This window comes from Macromonas nakdongensis (assembly GCF_002837145.1).
In the GTDB taxonomy this organism is placed as follows: domain Bacteria; phylum Pseudomonadota; class Gammaproteobacteria; order Burkholderiales; family Burkholderiaceae_C; genus Macromonas_B; species Macromonas_B nakdongensis.
This window is the reverse complement of record NZ_NWMV01000027.1, coordinates 1-15,198: the sequence shown is the minus strand read 5'-3', so window position 1 is coordinate 15,198 and position 15,198 is coordinate 1. Positions and strand designations below refer to the sequence as shown.

The window sequence follows — 15,198 nt, the reverse complement described above, 5'->3', positions numbered from 1 at the left end:
TCACTCGCGGTGGTAAGGGTGGTTGGCGTTGACCGACCAGGCCCGGTAGAGCTGCTCGATCAGCAGCACCCGGGCCATGGCGTGCGGCAGCGTCAGGTCGGACAGGCGGATGCGCAGATGCGCCGCCGCCTTGAAGGCCGGGTCCAGCCCGTCCGGGCCGCCGATGACCAGGGCCACGTCGTCGCCGGCCATCTGCCAGTCGCGCAGGTGCTTGGCCAGGGCCACGGTGGTCAGGCCGGTGCCGCGCTCGTCCAGCGCCACCACCCGGGCCCCTTTGGGAATGGCCGCTTCGATGCGGGCGCGCTCGGCGGTGAGCAGGGTCTCCAGCGTCTTGGAGCCCCGCGGTTCGGTCTTGACGGTCTTGACCTCCACCCGGCAATCGGGGGGGAAACGCTTGGCGTAATCGTCGTAGGCGGTCTGGGCCCAGTCGGGCATGCGCTGCCCGACCGCGACGATGACCAGCTTCATGCCTTCTTGGCTGTGCCGGCCGCGGTTTTGCGCGGTGCGCGGGGCGCCGTGGCCGATTTCGCCGGCGCCTTCTTGGCCACGGGCTTGGGCGCTGCCCCCGCCACGGACTTGGCCGCCGGCTTGCGCGCCGTGGCCTTTTTCGCCGACGGAGCGTTGACCTTGACCACCTCGACCGGTGCACTCGCCTGGCGCACACCGGCCGCCGCGCGGCTGGCACGGGGCTTGGTGGCCGCGGCCCCAGCGGCCGGGCGCGCTGCAGAACGCGCGGCAGTGCCCGCGGCAGTGGACTTGCGCGCCGGGGTTTTGCGCGGCGCGGACTCGGCGGCCAGGGCCGGGGCCTTCTTGGCTTTGGCCTTGGGCTTGGTCGCCGGCGCTGCCTCGGGCGTGGCCGACTTGGCCGCATCGGCCTTGACCTTGGCGGCGGCCGCGTGCTTCAGGCGCACCGGCTTATCGCCCCAGATGTCTTCCAGGCGGTAGTACTGGCGGATGCTGGGTTGCATCACGTGCACCACGGCCGCGCCGCAGTCCACGATGATCCACTCGCCGTTTTCCTCACCTTCGGTGCGGGGCTTGTCGAAGCCGGCTTCGCGCACCGCGTCGCGCACGCTGGCGGCCAGCGCCTTGGTCTGGCGGTTGGAGGTGCCGCTGGCGACGATGACCCGCTCGAACAAGGGCGACAGCAACTCGGTGTTGAACACCTGGATGTCGTGCGCCTTGACGTCTTCCAGGCCGTCCACGATGGCGCGCTGGAGTTTCTGGATGTTCTTTTTGACGACGGTTTCGCTGCTCATGTAGAGGTCTGGTAAAGATGGTGTTCGGAAATATAACGCGCAACGCCCGCAGGCACCAGCAGGTCCAGATCGGAGGACTGCCGGTCGGGTGCGTGCACCTGGGCACGGATGGCGGTGGAACTGGTGGGCTGCAAGGGCATGTCCAGCGGCCGGAATGGCAGGTCCACGGCCGGCCAGTGGGCGGGCTCGGCCGTGGTGGCCGGGTACATGGGTCGGTTGGCCACGGCCAGGGTGGCCAGGCGCAGCACCTCTTCCCAGCGGTGCCAGGTCTTGAAGGCCAGCAACTGGTCGGCACCCAGCACCAGATACAGGTCGGCGCCAGGGTATTCGGTGGCCAGTTCGGCCAGGGTATCGGCGGTGTAGGACGGGCCGGCCCGCTGCGTTTCGCGCGCGTCCACCCGCACCGCGGGCAGGCCGGCGAACGCCAATTCGCACATGGCCAGGCGGTCGGCGGCGGGGCTCAAGGGGCGCGCCTTGTGCCAGGCCTGGCCCGTGGGCAACAGGTGCAACACATCCAGGCCGAGTTGCGTCAGCGCCGTTTCGGCCAGGGTGCGGTGGGCGGCGTGCGGCGGGTCAAACGCCCCCCCAAACATGCCCACGCGCAAGGCCGGTCGAGCGGCCTGCGCCACGTTCACAGCCAATCCCGGCGCACCAGGAATTCGTGCACCAGGCGGTGCTCTGGCGTGCCTGGGATGGGCTTTTCGTTGTAGGCCCAGCGCACCAACGGCGGCATGGACAGCAGGATGGACTCGCTGCGCCCGCCGGACTGGAGGCCGAAGTGGGTACCGCGGTCCCAGACCAGGTTGAACTCGACGTAGCGGCCGCGCCGGTAGAGCTGGAACTGGCGCTCGCGCTCGCCGTAGTGGGTGGCCAGGCGGCGCTGCACGATGGGCAGGTAGGCGTGCAGGAACGCATCGCCCACGGCCTGGGTCATGGCCAGACCGCCCTCGAAACCCAGTTCGGAAAAGTCGTCGTAAAACACGCCGCCAATGCCGCGTTGCTCGTTGCGGTGCTTGTTGCAAAAGTAGTCGTCGCACCAGGTTTTGAAGCGCGGGTACTTGTCGGCCCCGAACGGCGCCAGCGCGTGGGCGCAGGTGCGGTGGAAATGCACCGCGTCCTCTTCAAAGCCGTAGTACGGCGTCAGGTCCATGCCACCGCCGAACCAGCTCACCGGTTCGCCACCGTTCACCGGCGTGGCGGTGATCATGCGCACGTTCATGTGCACCGTGGGCACGTAGGGGTTGCGCGGGTGGAACACCAGGGACACGCCCATGGCCTCGAACGGCGCCCCGGCCAGTTCCGGGCGGTGCTGGGTGGCCGAGGGCGGCAGCTTGGGGCCGCTGACGTGCGAAAAACCGCAGCCCGCGCGCTCGAACACCGGGCCGTCTTCCAGAATCTGGGTGATGCCGTTGCCCTGCAGGGCTTCGCCGGGTGCCTTTTCCCAGCCGTCCGAGACAAAGGCCTTGCCGTCGATCTCGGAAATGGCCGAGGTGATGCGCTGCTGCAGACCTAGCAGGTACTCCCGCATGGTCACCGTGGGAATGGGGCTCATTTGCTCAGTGCCCGGTAACCGATGTCGGTGCGGTACTGCATCCCGTCGAAAGCCACGCCGGCGACCAGTTCGTAAGCCCGCTCTTGGGCTTCGGCCACGCCGTGTCCCAGGGCGGTGGCGCACAACACGCGTCCGCCAGAAGTGAACACCTGGCCATCCTTCATGGTGGTGCCGGCATGGAACACCACGGCGTCGGCGCGGTCGGCCGGCAAGGCGGTGATCGCGTCGCCCTTGCGCGGGTCCATGGGGTAACCGGCAGCGGCCAGCACCACGCCCATGGCAAAGCGTTCGTCCCATTGCAAGGCGATTTGGTCCAGGCGCTCTTCGGTGGCGGCCAGCATCACCTCGGCCAGATCGCTTTGCAGGCGCATCATGATGGGCTGGGTTTCGGGGTCGCCCATGCGGCAATTGAATTCCAGCGTTTTGACCGCGCCGCTGGGCTCGATCATCAGGCCGGCGTACAGGAAGCCGGTGTAGGGAATGCCGTCTTGCTCCATGCCACGGATGGTGGGCAGGATGATTTCTTCCATGGCGCGGCGGTGCACCTCGGGCGTCACCACCGGCGCGGGCGAATACGCCCCCATGCCGCCGGTGTTGGGGCCCTGGTCGGCGTCCAGCAGGCGTTTGTGGTCCTGGCTGGTGGCCAGTGCGGTCACGTGCTTGCCGTCGCACAACACGATGAAGCTGGCTTCCTCGCCTTGCAGGAAGGATTCGATCACCACCCGCGCGCCACCTTCGTTGTGCGCCACGCCCAGCTTGTTGTCCAGCAGCATGAAGTCGATGGCTTCGTGCGCCTCGGCCAGCGTCATGGCCACGACCACGCCCTTGCCCGCGGCCAAGCCGTCGGCCTTGACCACGATGGGCGCGCCTTCGCGCTCCACATAGGCATGGGCCGCGGCGGCGTCGGTGAAGGTTTCGTACGACGCCGTGGGGATGCCGTGGCGCTTCATGAAGGCTTTGGAGAAAGCCTTGGAGCTTTCCAGCTGCGCGGCGGCCTTCGTGGGGCCGAAAATGCGCATGCCGTGGGCGCGGAACTCGTCCACCACCCCGGCGGCCAGGGGCGCTTCGGGGCCCACCACCGTCAAGGCAATGCCTTGGGCCTGGGCCCATTGGCGCAGCGCCTTCACATCGGTGATGGCGATGTTGGTGAGGTCGGCGTCGCGGGCGGTGCCGCCGTTGCCGGGCGCCACGAACACCTGCTCAACGCGAGGGGACTGCTTCATTTTCCAGGCCAGGGCGTGTTCGCGTCCGCCACCGCCCACCACCAACACCTTCATTTGCTCGCTCATTCGTCAATTTCCGCGTTGTGGAACACGTTCTGCACGTCGTCCAGGTCTTCCAGCACGTCCAGCAGCTTCTGCATCCTGGCCGCGTCATCGCCGCTCAATTCGATGGTGTTGTCGGCGCGCATGGTCACTTCGGCCACTTCGGGCGTGAGTCCAGCGGCTTCCAGCGCATTCTTCACCGTTTCGAAGTCACCCGGCGCGGTCAGCACCTCGATGGCGCCGTCATCGTCGCTGATCACGTCCTCGGCGCCGGCCTCCAGGGCCACTTCCATCACCTGGTCTTCCGAGGTACCGGGCGCGAAAATCAGTTGCCCGCAATTCTTGAACTGGAATGCCACCGAGCCTTCGGTGCCCAGGTTGCCGCCGTGCTTGCTGAAGGCGTGGCGCACCTCGGCCACGGTGCGCACGCGGTTGTCGGTCATGGTGTCCACGATGATGGCCGCGCCGCCGATGCCGTAGCCCTCGTAGCGGATTTCCTCGTATTGCACATCCTGCAAGGCGCCCGAGGCCTTGTCGATGTTGTACTTCACGCGGTCGGCCGGCATGTTGGCGGCCTTGGCCTTGTCCACCGCCAGGCGCAGGCGCGGGTTGGCGCTCAGGTCGGGACCGCCCTGGCGCGCTGCCACCGTGATCTCACGGATGATGCGCGTCCAGATCTTGCCGCGTTTCTCGTCCTGGCGACCCTTGCGGTGCTGGATGTTGGCCCACTTGGAATGTCCTGCCATGAAAACCCTCGTGAATTTCGTGTACGCTGAATCTTGAATAACCGGGTATTGTACTTTTCACCCACCGACGGAGCGCCGCCATGACCGAACCCCTGTTGATCGCCCGCCACGGCGACACCGAATGCCTGCTGCTGCCCGACCGCGCCAACCGCCACGGCCTCATCACCGGCGCCACCGGCACCGGCAAGACGGTGACCCTGCAGACCCTGGCCGAAGGCTTCTCGCGCATCGGCGTGCCGGTCTTCATGGCCGACGTCAAGGGCGACCTCACCGGCATCAGCCAGGCGGGTCAGATCGGCGGCAAGCTGGCCCAGGTGCTGGCCGACCGGGGCATCGCCCTGCCCGAGCCGGTGGCCTGCCCCACCACCCTGTGGGACGTGTTCGGCGAGCAAGGCCACCCGGTGCGCGCCACTGTCAGCGACATGGGACCGCTGCTGCTGGCCCGCATGCTCGACCTGAACGACACCCAGGCCGGCGTGCTCAACCTGGTGTTCAAGATCGCCGACGACCACGGCCTGCTGCTGCTCGACCTGAAAGACCTGCGCGCCCTGCTGCAGCACGTGGGCGACAACGCCAAGCAATTCACCACCGGCTACGGCAACATCAGCGCCGCCAGCATCGGTGCCATCCAGCGCGGGCTGCTGCAGATCGAACAACAGGGCGGCGACAAGTTCTTTGGCGAGCCCATGCTCAACATCAGCGACTTCATGCAGACGGTCGGGGGCCGCGGGGTGGTCAACATCCTGGCCGCGGACCAGCTGCTGAACGCGCCGCGCCTGTACGCCACCTTCCTGCTGTGGATGTTGTCCGAACTGTTCGAGCAGCTGCCCGAGATCGGTGACCCCGAAAAGCCCAAGCTGGTGTTCTTCTTCGACGAAGCCCACCTGCTGTTCAACGAGGCGCCCAAGGTGCTGGTCGAGCGCATCGAACTGGTGGTGCGGCTGGTGCGCTCCAAAGGCGTGGGGGTGTACTTCGTCACCCAGAACCCGCTGGACATCCCCGACACCGTGCTGGGCCAATTGGGCAACCGGGTGCAGCACGCGCTGCGCGCCTTCACCCCGCGCGACCAGAAGGCCGTCAAATCGACCGCGCAGACCATGCGCCCGAAGGCGGGCCTGGACATCGAGGCCGCCATCACCGAACTGGCCGTGGGCGAGGCGCTGGTGAGCCTGCTCGACGCCAAGGGCCGCCCCTGCGAAACCGAGCGCGTGTTCGTGTTGCCCCCGGGCAGCCAGATCGGCCCCATCACCCCCCCGCAACGCCAGGCGCTGCTGCAGGATTCGCTGGTGGCCGGGGTGTACGAACAGGCGGTGGACCGGGAAAGCGCCCACGAGATCCTGCGGGCGCACGCAGCCCCCTCCGCTTCCGCCGGGGCCGAGGATGGGGCAGCCGCACGCCCAGGGCCGCGCGTGCCCGGCGCCCAGCCAGCAGTCAGGGGCGAAGCCTCGGGCCTGGGCGGTCAGCTCAACGAGGTGCTGTTTGGCCGCACCGGCCCCCGCGGCGGGCAGTACGACGGCCTGGTGCAGACCATGGCCAAGACGGTGGTGCGCCAGGTCGGCGCCAGCCTCGGGCGCCAATTGGTGCGCGGCGTGCTGGGCAGCCTGCTGGGCGGACGCCGCTGATTTTCGGGCGCGGGGCCTCAGCCGTCGGCGGTGATGGCCTCGGCGTAGTCGTACAAAGCGCCCAAAATCGCCTCGGCCCGCTCGTCGCCGCGTTCGCTGGCGGCCTCGGCCAGTTCGTCGATGCGCTCGAACAAGGCCTCCGTGGTGCGCGCACCTTCGGCGCCTTCAAGCAGGCGCTGGGCACAATGCGCCTGCCAGCGGCCGGCCTCGTGTGGCAACAAGGCCTCGGGGTGGTTGCGGGCCCGGTAGCGGAACACCAGTTCGGGCAGGCGCTCGTCGTCAAACCCGGTCTGGCGCCAGGCCGGGTCGGTAGGGTCGAGCGTGCGCAGGTGGTTCAGTCGGCGGCGGTCGGCGGCCTCCAGGAAACCGCCGTACAGGTCCTGGTCCACGTCGGGCCGCTGGGCCCGGGGCGGTTTCTCGAACACCTGGGCCCAAATCGCGCTCATGTCGGGCAAAGTGGCGGCCCGTTCGGCGTGGCGCTGGGCCAGCTCCAGGTCCAGCGCCCAGCGTTCGGCCAAGTCGGGCCGCAAGGTGCGCAGGTTGCCGACCACCATGGGCGACTTGTTCAGACTCAGGGTTTTGACCGGCAGCCGGCTGACGCCTTCGGGCAGGTCGGCGCTGCGGGTGAACATGCGTTGGCGGATCTCGTCGGCCGACATCATGGCCAGCGGCGCGGGGTCGAAGGCCAGGTCCCAGGCCAGCAGCTCGTTGCGGTTGCTGGGGTGGCTGGCCAAGGGCCAGACCACGCCCAGGCAGCCGCGCTCCGGCGGGAACATGCCCGACACGTGCAGGAAAGGCCTGGCCTGGCCCGGCAGGGCTGGCAGACCCAGTTCGGCCATCACCCGGTCCTTCTTGTGCAAGGCAAAAGCAAAGTCGAACAACTTGGGCTGGTGCTGGCGGATGAGCCGGGCCACGGCGATGGTGGCGCGCACGTCCGACAAGGCGTCGTGCGCCGCCTCGTGGGCAATGCCGTTGGCGCGGGTCAGGTCTTCGAGCTTGAAGCTGGGGCGGCCGTCGGGCTTTTTCGGCCAGGCCATGCCCTCCGGGCGCAGCGCGTAGGCCATGCGCACCACGTCGAGAAGGTCCCAGCGGCCGCAGCCGTTCTGCCACTCGCGCGCGTAGGGGTCGATCAGGTTGCGCCAGAACAGATGGCGGGTGAACTCGTCGTCGAAACGGATGGTGTTGTAGCCCACGCCCACGGTGCCGGGCCGGGCCAGTTCGGCCTCGATGCACGCCGCGAATTCGTGTTCGGGCACCCCTTTTTCCAGGCACAGCTGCGGCGTGATGCCGGTGATCAGGCAGCTTTCGGGGTCGGGCAGGTAATCCGGCGCGGGTCGGCAATACAGCATCACCGGCTCGCCGATTTCATTGAGCTCGGCGTCGGTGCGGATGGCGGCGAACTGGGCGGGGAGGTCCACCCGGGGCTGGGCGCCAAAGGTTTCGTAATCGTGCCAAAGGAAGGTGTGCGTATTCATGCGGCCCCGGGGTTGCTTGCGGTCCGATTATTGACGAGGCCTGCGCCGGTGCCCATCCCCGGTTTGGGGGAGCGGTAGCCGGCGGCGCGGCCCAAGGGGCGAAAAAAAGCCGGCGAGGTCGTCGCCGGCTCTGTGAGGGGACGAGGCCGCCTCAATCGGCCGTGGCCTCTTCCGGCTCGGCGGGTTCGGCCTTGGCGTGCCGGTCTTTCTTCGCCAGTGGCTGGATGTCGAGTTTGACCTCGGGCTTGTCTTCCACACTGGTGTCGATATCCACCGTCAGACGACCGCCTTCGGTCAGGCTGCCGAACAACAGTTCGTCGGCCAGCGCGCGGCGGATGGTGTCCTGGATCAGGCGCTGCATCGGGCGGGCGCCCATCAGCGGGTCGAAACCCTTCTTGGCCAGGTGCTTGCGCAAATCGTCGGTGAAGGTGACCTCCACCTTCTTCTCGGCCAACTGCTGCTCCAGTTGCAGCAGGAATTTGTCCACCACGCGCAGGATGATCAATTCGTCCAGCGGCTTGAAGCTGACGATGGCGTCGAGGCGGTTGCGGAACTCGGGCGTGAACAGGCGCTTGATGTCGGCCATTTCGTCGCCGGCTTGGCGCGGGTTGGTGAAGCCGATGGTGGCCTTGTTCATGGTCTCGGCACCCGCGTTGGTGGTCATCACGATGATGACGTTGCGGAAGTCGGCCTTGCGCCCGTTGTTGTCGGTCAGCGTGCCGTGGTCCATGACCTGCAGCAGCACGTTGAAGATGGCCGGATGCGCCTTCTCGATCTCGTCGAGCAGCAGCACGCAGTGCGGCTTCTTGGTGATGGCTTCGGTCAGCAGACCGCCCTGGTCAAAGCCCACATAGCCGGGCGGCGCGCCGATCAGGCGGCTGACGGCGTGCTGCTCCATGTACTCCGACATGTCGAAGCGGATCAGCTCGATGCCCAGGATGTAGGCCAGTTGCTTGGCGGCCTCGGTCTTGCCAACGCCGGTGGGGCCGCTGAACAGGAAGGCACCGATGGGCTTGTCGGGCTTGCCCAGGCCGGAACGGGCCATCTTGACGCTGGCGGCCAGCACGTCCAGGGCCTTGTCCTGGCCGAACACCACCGCCTTGAGGTCGCGCTCCAGGTTCTGCAGCTTGCCACGGTCGTCGCTGGACACGCTGGTGGGCGGAATGCGCGCGATCTTGGCCACGATCTCCTCGATCTCGGCCTTGCCGATCGTCTTCTTGCGCTTGGACGGCACCAGGATGCGCTGCGCCGCACCGGCCTCGTCGATCACGTCGATGGCCTTGTCGGGCAGGTGGCGGTCGTTGATGTATTTGGCGCTGAGCTCGGCCGCGGCCTGCAGCGCCGCGGCGGCGTACTTGACGCTGTGGTGCTCCTCGAAACGGCTCTTCAGACCCTTGAGGATGTCCACCGTCTGCTCCACCGTCGGCTCCACCACGTCCACCTTCTGGAAGCGGCGGCTGAGGGCGGCGTCCTTCTCGAAGATGCCCCGGTATTCGGTGAAGGTGGTGGCGCCGATGCACTTGAGCGCGCCGCTCGAGAGCGCCGGCTTGAGCAGGTTGGACGCGTCCAGCGTCCCGCCCGAGGCCGCGCCGGCCCCGATCAGGGTGTGGATCTCGTCGATGAACAGGATGGCGTTGGGCTTGTCCTTCAGCGTCTTGAGCACGCCTTTGAGGCGCTGCTCGAAATCGCCCCGGTACTTGGTGCCAGCCAGCAAAGCGCCCATGTCCAGCGAATAGACGTTGGCTTCGGCCAGGATTTCCGGCACGTCTTTCTGCACGATGCGCCAGGCCAGGCCCTCGGCAATGGCGGTCTTGCCCACGCCGGCCTCACCCACCAGCAGCGGGTTGTTCTTGCGGCGACGGCACAGGATCTGGATGACGCGCTCGACCTCGTAGTCGCGGCCGATGAGCGGGTCGATCTTGCCGTCTTTGGCGGCCTGGTTCAGGTTCAGGGTGAACTGCTCCAGCGGCGAGGCCTTTTCGTTGGCCTTGCCTTCGGCGGCCTGCTCCTCGTTCTCGGCGGCGCTGCTGCCTTCGGCCGGCTTGGTCGCCTCGGGGGGGTCGCTCTTGCGGATGCCGTGGGCGATGAAGTTGACCACGTCCAGCCGCGTCACGCCCTGCTGGTGCAGGTAGTAGACGGCGTGGGAGTCTTTCTCACCAAAGATGGCCACCAGCACGTTGGCACCGGTCACTTCCTTCTTGCCATTGCCCGTGCTCTGCACGTGCATGATGGCGCGCTGAATGACGCGCTGGAAGCCCAGCGTGGGCTGGGTATCGACCTCGTCGGTGCCGCCCACCTGGGGCGTGTTGTCTTTGATGAAGGTGGTCAGCGACTTGCGCAGGTCGTCGATGTTGGTGGAGCAGGCACGCAGCACCTCGGCGGCGCTGGGGTTGTCCAGCAAAGCCAGCAGCAGGTGTTCGACGGTAATGAATTCGTGCCGCTGCTGCCGGGCCTCCACAAAGGCCATGTGCAAACTGACTTCAAGTTCTTGGGCAATCATGGGGCACTTCCTTAAAACGAGTCTCTAATTTACCGCGATTTGCGACCCCGGTTTTGGGCAAATGGGGCAATTCCCGGTTTATTCAACGGGTTCGCTCAAGCATTGCAGCGGATGCCCGTTCTGCTGGGCCGCCTGCAGCACCTGATCGACCTTGGTGGAGGCCACATCGCGGGTGAACACGCCACAGACACCACGACCCTCGAGGTGGATCTTGAGCATGATCTGGGTGGCGGTTTCGCGGTCTTTGTTGAAATATTCCTGCAGCACCAGCACGACGAACTCCATCGGGGTGAAGTCGTCGTTGAGCAGCACCACCTGGTGCATCTTGGGAGGCTCGACTTTCAGGGTCTGGCGTTCCAGCACCACCGAATCGCCACTGCCGGGCGGGGTCGGGGGAAGTTGGGGAGGGGTGGGAGGGAGGGTGGCCATGGTGAAAATGATTCTAGCGACAGCCGGGAGTCGACGCGCCCGCCCGACAGCAAAAAGGCCACCGGCGCCCTTGCGGGAGCCGGTGGCCTGGCGGGCCTCAGGGCCGTGCCGATCAGGCCTGCAGGGCAGACAGGGCGGCGTTGAAGGTGGCGCTCGGGCGCATCACGGCGTCGAGCTTGGCCGTGTCAGGCAGGTAGTAGCCGCCGATGTCCACCGGCTGGCCTTGCACCGAGTTCAGTTCCTCCACGATCTGGGCTTCGTTGTCGGCCAGGGCTTTCGCCAGCGGGGCAAACTGGGCGGCCAGTGCGGCGTCCTCGGTCTGCGCGGCCAGGGCCTGGGCCCAGTACAGCGCCAGGTAGAACTGGCTGCCGCGGTTGTCGAGTTGACCGGTGCGCGGCGACGGGTTCTTGTTGTTGTCCAGCAACTGGCCGGTGGCGGCGTCCAGCGTCTTGGCCAGCAGCTTGGCCTTCGGGTTGTTGTTCTTCAGGCCCAGGTCTTCCAGCGACACGGCCAGGGCCAGAAACTCACCCAGCGAATCCCAGCGCAGGTGGTTTTCTTCCACCAGCTGCTGCACGTGCTTGGGCGCCGAACCGCCGGCACCGGTCTCGTACATGCCGCCGCCGGCCATCAGCGGCACGATGGACAGCATCTTGGCCGAGGTGCCCAGTTCCATGATGGGGAACAGGTCGGTCAGGTAGTCGCGCAGGATGTTGCCGGTGGCGCTGATGGTGTCCAGGCCGCGCACCACGCGTTCCAGCGTGTAGCGCATGGCGCGCACCTGACTCATGATCTGGATGTCCAGCCCGGCGGTGTTGTGCTCGTGCAGGTACATCTTGACCTTGGTGATCAGCTGCGCCTCGTGCGGGCGGTAAGCGTCCAGCCAGAACACCACCGGCATGCCGGAGTTGCGGGCGCGGTTGACGGCCAGTTTCACCCAGTCGCGGATGGCGGCGTCCTTGCACTGGCACATGCGCCAGATGTCGCCGGTTTCCACCTCTTCGCTCAGCAGCACTTCGCCGGTGGCCAAGTCGGTGATGTTGGCGGTGCCGTCTTCGGGGATCTCGAAGGTCTTGTCGTGCGAGCCGTATTCCTCGGCCTGCTGGGCCATCAGACCGACGTTGGGGACCGTGCCCATGGTCTTGGGGTCGAAGGCACCGTGCCATTTGCAGAAGTTGATCATCTCCTGGTAGATGCGGGCAAAGGTCGATTCGGGCATCACGGCCTTCACATCCTTCAGGCGGCCGTCGGCGCCCCACATCTTGCCGCCGTTGCGGATCATGGCGGGCATGGAGGCGTCCACGATCACGTCGTTGGGCGAGTGGAAGTTGGTGATGCCTTTGGCGGAATCGACCATGGCCAGTTCGGGGCGGTGCTCGTGGCAGGCGTGCAGGTCGCGCTTGATCTCGTCCTGCAGGCTTTGCGGCAGGGTAGCGATCTTGTTGTAGAGATCGACCATGCCGTTGTTGACGTTGATGCCCAGTTCGTCGAACAGCTTGCCATGCTTCTCGAAGGCTTCCTTGTAGAAGATCTTGACGCAGTGGCCGAACACGATGGGGTGCGACACCTTCATCATGGTCGCCTTGACGTGCAGCGAGAACATCACGCCGGTCTTGTGCGCGTCTTCGATTTCTTTTTCGTAGAAAGCCAGCAGGGCCTTCTTGCTCATGAACATCGAGTCGATGACTTCGCGGTCGAGCAGCGACACCTTCTCCTTCAGGACGATGGTCTTGCCAGACTTGGTGATGAGTTCCATCTTCACGTCACGGGCCTTGTCCAGGGTCATGGACTTTTCACCGTGGTAGAAGTCGCCGGCGTGCATGTGCGACACGTGGCTGCGCGAGGCCTGGCTCCACTCGGCCATGCTGTGCGGGTTCTTGCGGGCGTATTCCTTGACGGCCTTGGGCGCGCGGCGGTCGGAGTTGCCTTCGCGCAGCACCGGGTTCACGGCCGAGCCCAGGCACTTGTTGTAGCGCGCGCGGATGGCCTTTTCCTCGTCGGTCTTGGGCTGCTCCGGGAAGTCGGGAATGGCAAAGCCCTTGCCTTGCAGTTCCTTGATGGCGGACTTGAGCTGCGCCACAGAGGCGGAAATGTTGGGCAGCTTGATGATGTTGGCATCGGGCTGCAGGGTCTTCTTGCCCAGCTCGGACAGGGTGTTGGGCACGCGCTGTTCGGCCAGGAGGAAATCGGGGAACTCACCCAGGATGCGGGCCGCCACGGAGATATCGCTCTCGGCCACGTCGATGCCGGCGGGCTGGGCGAAAGCGCGCACGATCGGCAGGAAGGAAGCGGTCGCCAGGCGGGGCGCTTCGTCCGTCAGGGTGTAGATGATTTGCGATGTCTTGCCAGACATGGTGGGTCCTTTGGGTTGCGGGTTGAAAAGGCACGAAGGAACTGTCGGTGCACTGTGCCAGCAGCCGCCAGGCGGCGCAAGCAGGCCTTACACCAATATTTCACATCGTAAAAATTACTTTTGTATTACGCGTTTCAGCCCCGTATTATGAGTCATATATAAGACATCAGACCAAAATCCGAGTGCGACGCAGGGTGGAACCCACCTGCCGGGGGCTGGGCCTAGAATTTGGTCATGTCTGCCACCCCGATCTCACGCCCGCGCTGGCGCCACACATTCCCTGAGCGCATTTCTGCTGTCCCACGCCGCTGGGGCCGGCACGGGGTGGCGGCCGCCCTGGCGGTGCTGGCGGTCTGGTCCCACGTTGGGGCCATGGCGCAGCAGGCCCAGACCCAACTGCCCCGCACCCAGTTGCGCGCCGGCATGCACCTGATCCAGGCGCAGGTGGCCAGCACCCCGCAACAGCGCAGCGTGGGCCTGATGTGGCGGCGCGAGATGCCGCAAAACGAAGGCATGCTGTTCGTGTTCGAACGCCCGGCGCAGCAGTGCTTCTGGATGCAGAACACGCTGCTGCCCCTGACCGCAGCCTTCGTCGCCGACGACGGCACCATCGTCAACCTGGCCGACATGAAACCCTTGACGACAGACTCGCACTGCTCGGCCAAGCCGGTGCGCTACGTGCTGGAAATGCACCAGGGCTGGTTCGCCCAGCGCGGCATCCAGGCCGGTCAACGCCTGGCCGGCGACGCCTTCGGCGCCCGCTGAGCGAAACGAGCGCACAAAAAACGGCCCGTGATGGGCCGTTTTTTTCATTCCAGTGCGCCCGCAGGCGCCGGGGTCAGGCGAAGTTGGCTTCGGCGAAAGACCAGTTCACCAGCTTGTCCAGGAAGGTTTCCACGAACTTGGGGCGCAGGTTGCGGTAGTCGATGTAGTAAGCGTGTTCCCACACGTCCACGGTCAGCAGGGCTTTGTCGGCGGTGGTCAGCGGGGTGCCGGCGGCGCCCATGTTGACGATGTCCACCGAACCGTCGGCCTTTTTCACCAGCCAGGTCCAGCCGGAGCCGAAGTTGCCCACGGCGCTCTTGACGAAGGCTTCCTTGAACGCGGCGTAGGAACCCCACTTGGCGTTGATGGCCGCGGCCAGGGCACCGGTGGGCTCACCGCCGCCGTTGGGCTTCATGCAGTTCCAGAAGAAGGTGTGGTTCCAGATCTGGGCGGCGTTGTTGTAGATGCCACCGCTGGACTTCTTGACGATGGACTCGAGGTCCATGGCCTCGAACTCGGTGCCTTTTTGCAGGTTGTTCAGGTTGACCACGTAGGCGTTGTGGTGCTTGCCGTGGTGGAACTCCAGCGTTTCCTGGCTGTAGTGGGGGGCCAGGGCGTCGATGGCGTAGGGCAGCGGCGGCAGGGTGTGTTCCATGTCGGATTCCTTGGGTGGGTGATGAAAAGACAAACGATTGTAGGTAACAAGTCAGGGCCTTGCGGGCTGGACGGTCAATTCCAGCGCCCCGTCGGCCAGGCTGGCGTGCACGGTCTGCCCGGGCTGCACCGCCTGCGCGCTGTGCACGACGCGCCCAGCGTCGTCGGTGAGCAGGGCATAGCCCCGCTGCAGCACCAGCCGCGGATCGAGCAGGGCCAATTGGTCGGCGAGTCGCTCCAGCCGCTGATGGCGGCGCTCCTGGTCGCGCAGCACGGACTGGGCCCAGGTGCGCTGCCGCTGCTGCAGGGCATGGGCCTCGCGGTCCAGGCGCAAGGCCAGCGCGGCTTGCAGGCGGTGGGCGCTGGCCTGCAGGCGGACGCGCTCGCGGGCCCGCCCGCCCGCCGGGCGGCCCAGGCGCTGGCCCAGGCGGTCCAGGCGCTGGGCCTGCCACTCCAGCCGGCGCCAGGCGGTCTGCTGCAAGCGTCCGGTGAAAGCGGTCAAGGTGCTCAGCAGGGCCTCGCGGGCTGGGGCGCACAACTCGGCCGCCCCGGTGGGGGTGGGCGCGCGCAGGTCGGCGGCA

Annotated in this window: 14 protein-coding genes; 2 read left to right on the top strand and 12 right to left on the bottom strand. The window is 66.5% G+C overall.

Going from position 1 to position 15,198, the window contains the following annotated elements; all coding sequences use genetic code 11:
• The 6 genes from rlmH to CON77_RS04985 are packed head-to-tail and all read right to left on the bottom strand — an operon-like array spanning position 1 to position 4,822.
• Positions 1-468, bottom strand: a complete 468-nt coding sequence (rlmH, locus tag CON77_RS05010) for a 23S rRNA (pseudouridine(1915)-N(3))-methyltransferase RlmH (RefSeq protein WP_101048041.1) — start codon at positions 466-468, stop codon at positions 1-3.
• Entirely contained in the window at positions 465-1,259 is a 795-nt protein-coding gene (rsfS, locus tag CON77_RS05005; protein ID WP_101048040.1) for a ribosome silencing factor, read from the bottom strand. Before rsfS ends, rlmH begins: the two co-directional genes overlap by 4 nt.
• Positions 1,256-1,894 carry a nicotinate (nicotinamide) nucleotide adenylyltransferase gene (gene nadD / locus CON77_RS05000; RefSeq protein ID WP_369407341.1) on the bottom strand — a complete coding sequence of 213 codons (639 nt, stop codon included), beginning with the start codon at positions 1,892-1,894 and terminating at the stop codon, positions 1,256-1,258. The genes rsfS and nadD overlap by 4 nt, the downstream gene beginning before the upstream one ends.
• On the bottom strand, positions 1,891-2,811 hold the full coding sequence (hemF, locus tag CON77_RS04995) for an oxygen-dependent coproporphyrinogen oxidase (protein ID WP_101048039.1): 921 nt from the start codon (positions 2,809-2,811) through the stop codon (positions 1,891-1,893). The genes nadD and hemF overlap by 4 nt, the downstream gene beginning before the upstream one ends.
• Positions 2,808-4,088: a phosphoribosylamine--glycine ligase gene (purD, locus tag CON77_RS04990; RefSeq protein WP_101048090.1), complete on the bottom strand. Its 1,281-nt coding sequence runs from the start codon at positions 4,086-4,088 to the stop codon at positions 2,808-2,810. The genes hemF and purD overlap by 4 nt, the downstream gene beginning before the upstream one ends.
• Positions 4,089-4,096: 8 nt before the next feature.
• The gene (locus CON77_RS04985; protein ID WP_101048038.1) at positions 4,097-4,822 is read right to left on the bottom strand and encodes a YebC/PmpR family DNA-binding transcriptional regulator; all 726 of its coding nucleotides are present in this window, start codon (positions 4,820-4,822) and stop codon (positions 4,097-4,099) included.
• 80 nt (positions 4,823-4,902) lie between these two features.
• Between CON77_RS04985 and CON77_RS04980 the strand changes: the two genes are divergently transcribed.
• Positions 4,903-6,444, top strand: a complete 1,542-nt coding sequence (locus CON77_RS04980; RefSeq protein ID WP_101048037.1) for a helicase HerA-like domain-containing protein — start codon at positions 4,903-4,905, stop codon at positions 6,442-6,444.
• 17 nt (positions 6,445-6,461) lie between these two features.
• Here CON77_RS04980 and sbcB read toward each other — a convergent pair whose 3' ends face one another.
• The 4 genes from sbcB to CON77_RS04960 all read right to left on the bottom strand — a co-directional run bounded on the left by sbcB (position 6,462) and on the right by CON77_RS04960 (position 13,198).
• Positions 6,462-7,919, bottom strand: a complete 1,458-nt coding sequence (gene sbcB, locus CON77_RS04975) for an exodeoxyribonuclease I (protein ID WP_101048036.1) — start codon at positions 7,917-7,919, stop codon at positions 6,462-6,464.
• Between the two features lie 151 nt (positions 7,920-8,070).
• Positions 8,071-10,419: an ATP-dependent Clp protease ATP-binding subunit ClpA gene (gene clpA / locus CON77_RS04970; RefSeq protein ID WP_101048035.1), complete on the bottom strand. Its 2,349-nt coding sequence runs from the start codon at positions 10,417-10,419 to the stop codon at positions 8,071-8,073.
• Positions 10,420-10,497: 78 nt separating this feature from the next.
• Positions 10,498-10,848, bottom strand: coding sequence for an ATP-dependent Clp protease adapter ClpS (gene clpS / locus CON77_RS04965; protein ID WP_101048034.1), 351 nt, complete (start codon positions 10,846-10,848; stop codon positions 10,498-10,500).
• Between the two features lie 112 nt (positions 10,849-10,960).
• Complete coding sequence (locus tag CON77_RS04960) at positions 10,961-13,198, bottom strand: NADP-dependent isocitrate dehydrogenase (RefSeq protein ID WP_101048033.1); 2,238 nt, start codon at positions 13,196-13,198, stop codon at positions 10,961-10,963.
• A gap of 372 nt (positions 13,199-13,570) precedes the next feature.
• Between CON77_RS04960 and CON77_RS04955 the strand changes: the two genes are divergently transcribed.
• Positions 13,571-13,963 carry a DUF192 domain-containing protein gene (locus tag CON77_RS04955; RefSeq protein ID WP_101048089.1) on the top strand — a complete coding sequence of 131 codons (393 nt, stop codon included), beginning with the start codon at positions 13,571-13,573 and terminating at the stop codon, positions 13,961-13,963.
• 73 nt (positions 13,964-14,036) lie between these two features.
• On the opposite strand, the gene CON77_RS04950 is transcribed toward CON77_RS04955, so the two are convergent.
• On the bottom strand, positions 14,037-14,618 hold the full coding sequence (locus CON77_RS04950) for a superoxide dismutase (protein WP_101048032.1): 582 nt from the start codon (positions 14,616-14,618) through the stop codon (positions 14,037-14,039).
• A gap of 51 nt (positions 14,619-14,669) precedes the next feature.
• A partial coding sequence (locus tag CON77_RS04945; RefSeq protein WP_304442145.1) for an exodeoxyribonuclease VII large subunit occupies positions 14,670-15,198 on the bottom strand: 529 nt, incomplete at its 5' end.